10 protein-coding genes are annotated in these 10,335 nt (G+C 61.3%); 7 read left to right on the top strand and 3 right to left on the bottom strand.

The genetic code is table 11. The annotated features are described in order from the left end of the window. Nucleotides 1–83 precede the first annotated feature (83 nt). Nucleotides 84–680 (top strand): hypothetical protein, encoded by a 597-nt coding sequence (locus tag R4P47_RS10550; RefSeq protein WP_317784731.1) that lies wholly within the window; start codon nt 84–86, stop codon nt 678–680. A gap of 55 nt (nt 681–735) precedes the next feature. On the opposite strand, the gene pabB is transcribed toward R4P47_RS10550, so the two are convergent. The 3 genes from pabB to R4P47_RS10565 form a co-directional block, all read right to left on the bottom strand. After that, the gene (gene pabB, locus R4P47_RS10555) at nt 736–2,808 is read right to left on the bottom strand and encodes an aminodeoxychorismate synthase component I (protein ID WP_317784732.1); all 2,073 of its coding nucleotides are present in this window, start codon (nt 2,806–2,808) and stop codon (nt 736–738) included. A 10-nt stretch (nt 2,809–2,818) separates the two neighbouring features. Next, nucleotides 2,819–3,214, bottom strand: coding sequence for a chorismate mutase family protein (locus tag R4P47_RS10560; RefSeq protein ID WP_082898863.1), 396 nt, complete (start codon nt 3,212–3,214; stop codon nt 2,819–2,821). Between the two features lie 281 nt (nt 3,215–3,495). Then, complete coding sequence (locus R4P47_RS10565) at nt 3,496–3,834, bottom strand: RNA polymerase-binding protein RbpA (RefSeq protein WP_027497120.1); 339 nt, start codon at nt 3,832–3,834, stop codon at nt 3,496–3,498. 192 nt (nt 3,835–4,026) lie between these two features. Here R4P47_RS10565 and R4P47_RS10570 point away from each other — a divergent pair, with 192 nt between their 5' ends. The 6 genes from R4P47_RS10570 (at nt 4,027) to R4P47_RS10595 (ending at nt 10,296) form a co-directional block, all read left to right on the top strand. Next, entirely contained in the window at nt 4,027–4,359 is a 333-nt protein-coding gene (locus tag R4P47_RS10570) for a hypothetical protein (protein WP_068051195.1), read from the top strand. Between the two features lie 91 nt (nt 4,360–4,450). Next, nucleotides 4,451–4,906, top strand: a complete 456-nt coding sequence (locus tag R4P47_RS10575; RefSeq protein ID WP_032398482.1) for a tellurite resistance TerB family protein — start codon at nt 4,451–4,453, stop codon at nt 4,904–4,906. A gap of 212 nt (nt 4,907–5,118) precedes the next feature. Beyond that, nucleotides 5,119–6,792, top strand: coding sequence for a cation:proton antiporter family protein (locus tag R4P47_RS10580; protein WP_317784733.1), 1,674 nt, complete (start codon nt 5,119–5,121; stop codon nt 6,790–6,792). 637 nt (nt 6,793–7,429) lie between these two features. Continuing rightward, entirely contained in the window at nt 7,430–8,560 is a 1,131-nt protein-coding gene (locus R4P47_RS10585) for a site-specific integrase (protein WP_317784734.1), read from the top strand. After that, on the top strand, nt 8,526–8,891 hold the full coding sequence (locus tag R4P47_RS10590) for a helix-turn-helix domain-containing protein (RefSeq protein WP_317784747.1): 366 nt from the start codon (nt 8,526–8,528) through the stop codon (nt 8,889–8,891). Before R4P47_RS10585 ends, R4P47_RS10590 begins: the two co-directional genes overlap by 35 nt. A 709-nt stretch (nt 8,892–9,600) precedes the next feature. Continuing rightward, the gene (locus R4P47_RS10595; RefSeq protein ID WP_317784735.1) at nt 9,601–10,296 is read left to right on the top strand and encodes a hypothetical protein; all 696 of its coding nucleotides are present in this window, start codon (nt 9,601–9,603) and stop codon (nt 10,294–10,296) included. The last annotated feature ends 39 nt before the right edge of the window (nt 10,297–10,335 follow it).

A 10,335-nucleotide genomic window follows, 5' to 3' on the forward strand; every position in this document is an offset into this window, starting at 1 on the left:
ACATCGCAGGGCACATCTACGAATACCATCGGCACTCGAGACGAATGCCGTCGAATACGAATCACTACCACCAGGGGACAGAAGTGAAACTGATCAGAACAGCAACGGTAGCGGTGGCGTTGACCGCTGCGGTGGCCACCGGAGCAGGCCATGCTGTGGCAGACCCGTCGTCGGACCCGGTGAACTACGAGACTTCGGTCAACCCGGACGGCACGGTCACCACCATCCTCGATGCCGGGCTGTTCCGGGTCGACGCCACGAACGAGAACGTGTCCGTCATCGACCAGGCCGGTGCCACGCTCGCAACTGTTCCGCTGGAATACACCATCAACGGCACCGTCTACTCGATCGCACCGCTGATCGGTGCCGAGGGTCGCGAACTGACGTTGACTCCGCAGACGGTTCCCGTCGCCGAGGTCGCAGGTCCGCGGACCAAGCAGCAGGCATTCGACAACATGGTCAACCAGCTCGCAATCGGCTGGAACAACGGTGGCGGTGTCGGCACGGCGATCGGCGCAGGCCTCGGTTTCGCCATCGGCTGTGTGTCGATCTTCCCGAACTTCATCTCCGGGTGCATCATCGGAACCGTCATCGGTACGGTTGCCGGCGCGGTCATCGGTACGTCCAACGGAAACCCGCAGGCTCAGCCTGCCGTGTTCGAGTACTTCACCACTCCGTAAGGCAGAACGGCCTCGAGCCGACGGAGGTCCGAACAGCGGGTGGAGCGCGTGCGCTCTACCCGCTGTTCGCTGTCCGCCCGGTCAACGCCCGGCGCATCGACACAGCCTTGACCATCGTCTCCTCGAACTCCTCGTCGGGATCCGACAGTGCCACGATTGCACCACCCACTCCGTACGTCACTTCGTGTTCGGTGGCCACGATCGTGCGAATGACGATCGAGAAGTCTGCGGTGCCGGTGATCGAGAAGTAACCGATGGCACCCGAGTACACCCCTCGCGGTCCGTCCTCGAGCTTGTCGATGATCGCCATCGTGCGGATCTTCGGCGCTCCTGTCATCGATCCACCGGGAAACGCGGCACGGATACAGTCCGCCGCGGATGCGTCCTCGCGCAGGCGGCCACGCACGGTCGAGACCAATTGGTGCACGGGAGCGTAGGTTTCGACATCGAACAGCTTCGGTACGTGAACCGACCCCGGCACGCAGACCTGGGCGAGGTCGTTGCGCACCAGATCCACGATCATCAGATTCTCGGCCTTGTCCTTCTCGTTCGCGACGAGATCAGCCTTGAGCGCGTTGTCTTCTTCCGCAGTGGCTCCGCGGGGACGCGTCCCCTTGATCGGCTTGGACTCGACTACGCGGTCGGCGTCGATGCGCAAGAAGCGTTCCGGAGACGCACTCAACACCGACAGCTCGGGAAACTTCAGCAGCGCACTGTACGGAGTGGGGTTGATTTCACGCATGTACGAATAGGTGGCGGTTGCGTCGATGGAACCGGCTACGGTCGCCGTGTTGGTCAAACAGACCTCGTACGTCTCACCGGAGCGAATCTCGGCGAGGCACTGGGAGATCAGATCGAGGTAGTGGGCACGGTCGTGGCGTAGACGGGGCTCGAGCGATCGATCGGCTCCGAGCAGAGGAGTGCCCGACGCTGGCGCACCCGCACGGTCGTTCGGGACGGCCTTTCGCGACAAGCCACGCAGGGTCTCGGTGACAGAGTCGAACCACTGCGCCAACACAGGATCCCCGGGGGTGGTGGCCAACCCCATCAGATACAGGGTGCCGGCTTCGTGGTCGAACACCAGCGCGCGATCTGCGAAGACCATCGACGCGTCGGGAGTCGAGGCCGTGTGAACCAGTTGGCCACCGGTATCGGCCTTGAGTTCGTATCCCAGATACCCCACGTAGCCGAGTCCGAAAGCAAACGGTAGGTCGTGTCGAGGGGGAGTGGACCGCTCTCGTAATCGCTCGTCTATGTAGTCGAAGAATGTCGAGTGGATGCGCTCGGTCGTACCGTCGGCACCTTGCACGGTCACCGTGGTCTCGGCAACCGAGTAGGTCACGTACTCCGCGTGGGGACCCGAGCAGTCGCCCATGACGGTGAATCTGCAGTCCGGTTCGAGAGCCGCGCTGCCGTCCAGCCAGAAACTCTTCGAGCCGTCCGCGAAAAGAGCCTCGAATACCTGCTCGGAGTCGAAAGCCTCGTCGAGCGAACGTGTTTCGATGGTGAAGATCGAATCCTGAGTCCGTGCGGCGCTCGATGCAGCCGATTGAGCCAGTGTCAGATCGCGGAAGTTGGCGAGTAGTTCGCGGCCGTATTCGGTACTGATCGACTCGGGATGGAACTGAACGCCCCACATGGGCTTGCTCCGGTGCCGCACGGCCATGACCAGTCCGTCGGGCGTCCATGCGACTTCCTCGAAGTCGGCAGGGGTGCGGGTCACCACGAGCGAGTGGTACCGCACCACCGAGTAGGGCGAGGGGATTCCGGCGAACAGGTCCACGCCGGAATGAGTGATGTCGGTGATCCTGCCGTGCATCGGCGCGGGCGCGAGATCGACACTGCCCCCGAACAGATGGCACAGACCCTGATGCCCGAGGCACACGCCGAGTATCGGTAGACCGGACTCGAGTATCACGCGAGAACTGATCCCGAAGTCCTGCTCCACATCGGGCCGTCCTGGACCGGGTGAAATCACGACGTTGTCGAAAGCCTCGAAATTCAAGGACGTCCACTCGACGTCGTTCTTGACCACCGTCGGCGGCCGTCCGTTCACCTCGGTGAGAAGGCTGTACAGGTTGTAGGTGAACGAGTCGTAATTGTCCACCAGGAGCGTATGAATCGTCATCGGCGTGCTTCTACCGTTTCCTGTCGAGGCCCGGCCCGGGCGTCGGAGAATCGATGATCGAATCCTCGACGCGACATGCCTCTGCAATCATCGTTCGGTACAGATCTTCGAGAAAGTCGGGGGACATCCCATTCGCCGACGCGAATTCTCTCGCTCGCTCTGTCACCAATCCGACACGGCCTGGTTGCATCATGGGAATGGCGTGTTCTCGTTTTACGTGTGCAACACGTACACACACATCGATGCGGTCTCGAATTGCAGCGCGCAGAACTTCGTCGATTCCGTCCAACTCGCGCCTCAACTCCGCAAGCTTCTGCTCGCCGACTGCGCGATGACCTTCCGATTCCGCTTCGGAGGCCGCCGTGCGCAAAGCATCGGTCGAGCGCTGATCAGAATCCTGGCTCACGAGTTATTGCCCCCTGATTTTTTCGAGTGCGATGCCGCTGTTTATCGGTATTCTCCGACAACTGTTACGGCGACCGTTCACGAATCGTCCACTTGTGTGACAACCGATACTCGATGATGGCACCTCGGACAGCCACCTCGCCACTCGATCGTATTGGAATACCTGGTCAGGCGACAATGAATGCAACAAAGGTCCGCGAAAACATCCGACAAGTTCGATATACATAAAAAAACTGCACCGCCGGATTGTTTCCAATCAGGCGGTGCAGTGAACGGCGACCATCATGCGCCGCGGCGCTTGACCTTCAGCAGATCCAAACGCTCTTTGAGAAGTTCTTCGAGCTCGTCCACGGAACGACGCTCGAGCAGCATGTCCCAGTGGGTACGGGGAGGCTTGACTTTCTTGGCCTCCGGCGCGGTTCCCTCGATCAGCGACCCTTCCAGACCGTTGCGGCAAGCCCAGGTGCCGGGAATCTCGGCATCGTCGGCGAACGGTACGTCGAACTCTTCGCCGTTGTCGCACCGGTAGCGCGCAACGCGGCGGGGTGCCAGGTCGTGATCACGGTCGGTCTCGTAGCTGACCGCTCCCAGCCGGCTACCTCGAAGTACACGATCTGCCATGGTGAAGTCCTCTCCATCGATAGTAGGTACGTGCGTCGAAGCCATCCGTTGACATCGAACTACACCGTCTACCCACTGATCTACAACGTCGCCGCGCGTCGGTTCGTTCCCGGGCCGATGAGTCCCGGTGCGATCCCATCGGCGCAGCTTATCGGGCGATCTTACCTCGCGACCGCAGTAGGCTGAACGACCATGTCCGCCAGAACCCGCCGCGACCAGACATGCGCCTGGTGCGGGCGTCCGGTCGCCGACACAGGAACCGGCCGTAAGCGGCGGTACTGTCGTCAATCGTGCCGTCAGCGAGCCTACGAGCAGCGCAGCGCGACGAAAGGGACGTCGATTCCCGACGACGCCGTCGTGCTGACAGCGGAGGAGGTGTCGGCCGTAGCAGACAGAGCGTTCGAGGTTCGGTGTGCCGCCGAGGACGTCAGCACCGCGGTGGCGGAAGGTGCCGACGCTGCGGAACTGCACCGACTGTGCGCCGAGCTGTTGGCCAAAGCTCACGACGCAGAGCGACTGCGCTGAACTGCGGTTCCTTACCCGTTCACCGACTCCATGGACAATGGTCGTACCGCCCGCGCGACTGCGCAGGCGGTACGACCTAGTGAGGAGCTCCATGGCGTTCTGGGATCAACTCAAATCCAAGGCACAGGAATTGAACGGCCAGCTGCAGACCAAGACCAGCCAGTTCAAGAACAAGGAATTCGCCAACGGCAGCATGGCCATGTGTGCCCTGATCGCGGCGGCGGACGGCACCATCGATCCTGCCGAGCGCCAGAAGACGGCATCTCTGATCGCCGGCAACGAGGCTCTGAGAGTGTTCGAGCCCGACGAGCTTCGGCAGAAGTTCGACTGGTACTGCGACAAGCTGCAGGGAGATTTCGACTTCGGGAAGGTCGAGGCGACAGCCACGATCGGCAAGCTGAAGTCGAAGCCCGACCAGGCACGGGCCGTCATCCAGATCGGCATCATCATCGGCGGCGCGGACGGCCACTTCGACGATCACGAGAAGGCTGCCGTGCGCAATGCGTGCTTCGCAGTCGGAATCGATCCGGCCGAGTTCGAGCTCTGAGTCCTTCCGTACGGAAGGACCGCGGTAGTCGATCGTGCTGACGGCGATCGACGAAGTCATCAGGCGACTTCGTCGATCGCCGTTCTCGTCGGCAGTCGTCCGCTGTGAAATGTGGCGTATGCCGGGATACTAGGGGCACTCCGACGGCATGTGCCGACGTCGAACGATCCGTTGGAGATCCGGTTGCAGCCCCACCAGCAAAGGGACCGTGCATGACAGTTGCCGCGATCTACCTCGTCATCGCCTTCGGTCTGGGCGGACTTGCCATGGTGGTACGGCTACCTCCCTTGGTCGGGTTTCTCGCTGCCGGTTTCGTCATCAATGCGCTCGATGTCGGTGAGGTGCCCCAGCTCGAGCTGATCGCCGACCTGGGTGTGACGCTGCTGTTGTTCGCTATCGGTCTCAAGCTCGACGTTCGTATTCTTCTGCGCCGGGAGGTGTGGCTGACGACGTCGGTGCATCTGGTGGCGAGCATCGTGGTCGGTACCACCGTGCTGTGGCTCGCCGCCGTCGCCGGGTTGGCCATGCTGTCAGGCCAGAGCCTGACGACGATAGCGTTGCTCGCCTTCGCGATGTCGTTCTCGAGCACAGTGTTCGTGGTCAAGGTTCTGGAAGAGCGAGGGGAGTCGCACGCCCTCTACGGACGGGTGGCGATCGGCGTCCTGGTCATGCAGGACATCGTTGCCGTGGTTTTTCTCACCATAACCAGCGGCTCGCTGCCGAGCCCATGGGCGGTGACGCTCGTACTGCTGTGGCCGGTGACGCGGATCCTTCGGAGGATCTGGAGCGGACTCGGCCACGGCGAAATGCAGTCACTGTTCGGCATCGTGATGGCGCTGGTCCCGGGTTACGCCTTGTTCTCCGCCCTGGGTCTCAAGGGGGACCTGGGCGCACTGGTCATCGGCGTATTGCTGGCATCGCATCCGGCCTCGTCCGAACTGTCACGATCGCTGTTCCACATCAAGGAACTGCTCCTGGTGGGCTTTTTCGTCTCGATCGGTTTGTCCGGGCTGCCGGACCTACCCAGTCTCGGTGTCGCCCTCCTCATGGTGCTTCTGCTGCCACTCAAATCCGTCTTGTACCTGGCGCTGTTCGCCCTGATGAAGTTGCGGTATCGGACCGCGCTCCTGGCCGGACTGAGCCTGATGAACTATTCCGAATTCGGCTTGATCGTCGTGTCGGTAGGAGTGACGACCGGCCTACTCGCACCGGCCTGGCTGGTCGAGATGTCGATCGCCGTGGCTTTGAGTTTCGTCGCGTCGGCTCTGGTGAACGGCCGTGGCCACCTGATGGTCGAGAAGATCGCGACACGTCTACCCGAGCAGGACGAGTTGAGCCTGCATCCCGAGGAACGCTCCGGCGATGCCGGCGACGCCGAGGTGGTCGTGATCGGAATGGGGCGTGTCGGGTTCGCGGCATATCAGCGGCTCACCGATCACTACGGCCTCGATGCCGTAGGCGTCGACTACGACGGGCCTCGCATTCGTCGCCTGGCCGATCAGGGATTACGAGTCATCGAAGGGGACGCAACCGATCTCGATTTCTGGCATCAACTACGGCATTCCGAGTCGGTACGCATTGCCGTGCTCGCGATGCCGCGTCACGGTGCCAATGTCACAGCACTCGCCTGTCTGCGCGAATCCGGATTCAGTGGAACAGTTGCGGCAGTGGCCCGCTACGACGACGAAGTGCAGTGGGCCAAGGAGCACGGCGTGGACATCGCGTTCAATGTCTATGCAGGTGCGGGGTTGGAATTGGCGGATCAGGTCGCCACGACATCGCCCGATCCCGTCGGCAACGAAAGCGACTCCGACCTCGGTACCTCACAGTCCGAAAAGATCCCTCGGCCGACCACGAAACCGGTACCGCTCGACGAGCATCCCTGACCGATTCGCGTGGGATATTCGAGGGCCATGGGAGAGACACCGAATCGGCGACTGGACCGCGGCCTGCTCGTCCCAGCTCCACCCTTCCGAATCGTCACAGTGACGATTCGGAAGGGTGGAGCTGGGCGAGGGGAATGCAAGAGAGTGGCGCAAGCTCGATCGGAATCGCACATTTCATCCGGATCCACACATTTCAGTCAACAGTCGCGAGGAGCTGCCCGTTGGACAACAGCGTCGAGTGTCCGCCGCAGCGTTCGAGTGGGACGTGCACACAGCGTTCGACGCTGAAGCGCCGTCAATGCGTCGGCCACAGGAACCGAACCGCCGCAGCGTCCATCGACACCCCCTGAACTGCGGCTCCGTTTTGCCGATAATCAACATTATGTCAACTAGTAGATTGGTTATCAGCACTTGGCGCGAATATCTCTGCTTCGTGTAACTGCCCCCGTGCTTCGCCGATACTCGCCTGAGCTGCATCGATACCATCGGCATGCACATCCCAGGTCCACATCTAGGCGTCGCTCCGATGAGACAGTGTCACGACAAGCAGCCCGGTCTGAGCAGGCGTTATGGCAGCTATCGTTGCAGTTTGCGCTCTTCAAGTGCAGAATATGCAGACAGACGAAAGGGTGCTGACGTGGACCGACGTGAAGTTGGTGGTCGATTGATCTACCTTCCGGCCGATAGTTCCGCATCCTCCGAAGCCTTCCTCGACGATGTCCTCGTCGGCTGGCGACGCGCGCAGATCACCCAGAATTTCCGTGCAAGTACCGCCGACCGCCGAATCAAACTGATCCATCGCATGGTCGACTTCGTGGGATCCCCACCGTGGCAATGGTCCCCGCACGATGCCGACGAGTTCTTCGCTCATCTGCGTGGGGTACGCAATCTCTCTCACGCCACGATTCGGGCTTATCAGTCCGACGTCCGACTGTTCTTGGAGTACGCGACCAACCCCGTCTACGAGTGGAACGAGAACTGCGGGCGGCTGTTCGGGACCGTGTTCTCGCAGGTGATCACCGAATTCAACCGAGCCACTCATGTGCAGACCAACGACACCCAGGACAAGCGGCGCCCGTTCACCAAGGCGGAGCTACAGCAGTTCTTCGACCTCGCCGATCTCGAACCGGAACGAATCCTCAACTCGGGACGCAAAGGCGCACTTGCTGCGTGGCGCGATGCGGTGGCGTTCAAGGTCTTGTACGGATGGGGCCTGCGGGCCGGCGAAGGGCGACAGCTGCAACTGGTCGACTGCTCACGAAACGCCCGTGCCCCTGGTTTCGGTGAATGGGGACTGCTACGTATCAGGCACGGAAAAGCGATGCGCGGTTCACCCGCCAAACAACGCACAGTCCTGACCGTATTCGACTGGGCTGCAGAGGCACTCGAACACTGGGTCAACTACGGCCTACCCCGTTACGGACAGCCGCTCGCCGACCTGTTCCCCACCGACCGCGGAGGTGTTGTCGCCGGCAGAGACCTGTGGAAGCGGATGCGAAACCTGGTGGACGAGCTCGGCTTCCCGCCGGGCTTGGACCTGCACTCGCTCCGACGCGCGTATGCAACTCATCTACAGACCGAGTACAGATACGACTTGAGCTTCGTGCAAATGCAGCTCGGCCACGAACACGCAGCAACGACCTCCATCTATACGATCGCCTCCCCCGACTACCGGGCACGCCATCTGGAACAAGTGTTGTCGAACACGCTGCGTCGCAGCGTCGGTGAACGAGATGGTGCGAGAGGAAAGGCAGACGATGAAACGTGAAATACAGTATCGCTGGCGTGTGCGTGAACACATGGCACGCGTTGGAATGAAGAACAGTCGTGACCTCGTGGAACCGTTGCGGGACAGAGGAATTACCCTGTCCGAATCACAGATCTACAGGATCGTCGGACAGGAACCCGAACGCATCGCGTTCAGTGTTCTCGTTGCCCTCTGCGACATCTTCGGCATCGAAGCCGGCGACCTCGTGACCTACACCGCGACAGACGCGAACCGTCGACGAGACAAGCGTGCAGTGAACTCGCCAACGGACGTTCCTCTCCTTGACGCATACAGACCAGTCAGGGCGCGAATCACCGACGACGATGCCTGACCGTCCCAGAGGCCGACCGCGTACGGTCGGCGGATCGAAGGTGTGCGATCGCTGCACTATCGCTGTTTCCCGGCACCGAGTCCGATGGCCCACCGAATCACTCTGCGGTGCGTGCTTCACCGCTGCAGTGCGCACCTACGGCCGCTGCGCACTGTGCGGCATCGAACGAATGACACCCGGGCTATCACCCGCCCGGCAGTCGATCTGCCGGGAATGCGCAGGCATCACCACTGCCCTCGACTGCACGAACTGCGGCCGCGAGGCCGAGCGCCTACGTGGTGGACATTGCGCACGATGCGTCGTCACCGCAGACCTCACCGCGGCTCTACGACCGCACGATCCCCCAGACCTCCGACTCAAACGGCTCGTCGCAGAACTGGCGAAGGTGTCACGTCCGGAGAGCATCGTTACCTGGATGCGAGGCAAATCGGCTGCCGAGCTGCTGCAGAAGATCGGTGACCGTGAGCTGATGCTCTCGCACAGTGCCTTCGACGAGCTACCCCCTGGCCGACACGTCGAACACCTTCGAGAAATGCTGGTGGACCTTCACATCCTGCCCGACCGCGGTAATCCTCGACTCGCCCGGTTCCAGACGTGGCTCGAGAACCGGCTCGACACACTCGCAGACCGACCAGATGTTCGCACCGCTCTCGAACAATTTGCCCGATGGCATCACCTTCGCCGCATCCACGGAAACCGAATCCGCAACATGGACAACGCAACTCGAACCGCGAAGCAAGAGATCACCGAAGCCGGGAAGTTCCTGATCTGGCTGAGCGAGAACCATCACGTCACTGTCGACGCACTGACTCAGGCCCACGTCGACGAGTACTTCTCCACTGGGACCACCACCCGAATGGCAGCACGCAACTTTCTCCAATGGCGAGCCAAAACAGGGATCGGCAAGCGCTACCACCTGAAATACCGCGAGGCTCGGCAAACACCACTCGCCTCATCCCACGAACGCTTTACACTGATTCGAACAGTCCTCGAGTCGGAGGCAGTGGTGCTCAACAACCGGATCGCTGCACTGATGCTTCTTCTGTATGCGCTGCCGGTCCGCCGGATCGCCGAAATGCGCACGGAGCAAGTAGAAGTCACACCAACGGGAATCAGCCTCCACCTCGGTGAACATCCTGCGCCAGTGCCCGAACCGCTACTCCCCCTCTTCCATGAATACTTGACCTCACGCGCCAACCAGCGCACCACCAACAATCAATCCCCGTGGCTGTTCCCAGGAACACGGGCCGGGCATCACATCACCGAGCAGACCCTTCTGAATACACTCAGACAGGTCTTCGGCATCAAAATCCTCGCGATTCGCAACGCAGCGCTGCACGACCTGACCAAAGAACTCGACGCCGCAATGAATCACCCCGGCAAGTCCAGAGACTTTCTAGTTTGAGAACTCCGCGATGCGCTGAGTTCCGTGTTCACCGTAGTA

This window comes from Rhodococcus sp. IEGM 1370, assembly GCF_033142325.1.
In the GTDB taxonomy this organism is placed as follows: domain Bacteria; phylum Actinomycetota; class Actinomycetes; order Mycobacteriales; family Mycobacteriaceae; genus Rhodococcoides.

What these genes read in the sequence shown, in the direction of transcription:
- pabB (WP_317784732.1), bottom strand. Translation starts at nt 2,808, where the DNA reads ATGACGATTCATACGCTCCTGGTGGACAATTACGACTCGTTCACCTAC.
- R4P47_RS10565 (WP_027497120.1), bottom strand. Translation starts at nt 3,834, where the DNA reads ATGGCAGATCGTGTACTTCGAGGTAGCCGGCTGGGAGCGGTCAGCTAC.
- R4P47_RS10570 (WP_068051195.1), top strand. Translation starts at nt 4,027, where the DNA reads ATGTCCGCCAGAACCCGCCGCGACCAGACATGCGCCTGGTGCGGGCGT.
- R4P47_RS10575 (WP_032398482.1), top strand. Translation starts at nt 4,451, where the DNA reads ATGGCGTTCTGGGATCAACTCAAATCCAAGGCACAGGAATTGAACGGC.
- R4P47_RS10580 (WP_317784733.1), top strand. Translation starts at nt 5,119, where the DNA reads ATGACAGTTGCCGCGATCTACCTCGTCATCGCCTTCGGTCTGGGCGGA.
- R4P47_RS10590 (WP_317784747.1), top strand. Translation starts at nt 8,526, where the DNA reads ATGGTGCGAGAGGAAAGGCAGACGATGAAACGTGAAATACAGTATCGC.
- R4P47_RS10595 (WP_317784735.1), top strand. Translation starts at nt 9,601, where the DNA reads ATGGACAACGCAACTCGAACCGCGAAGCAAGAGATCACCGAAGCCGGG.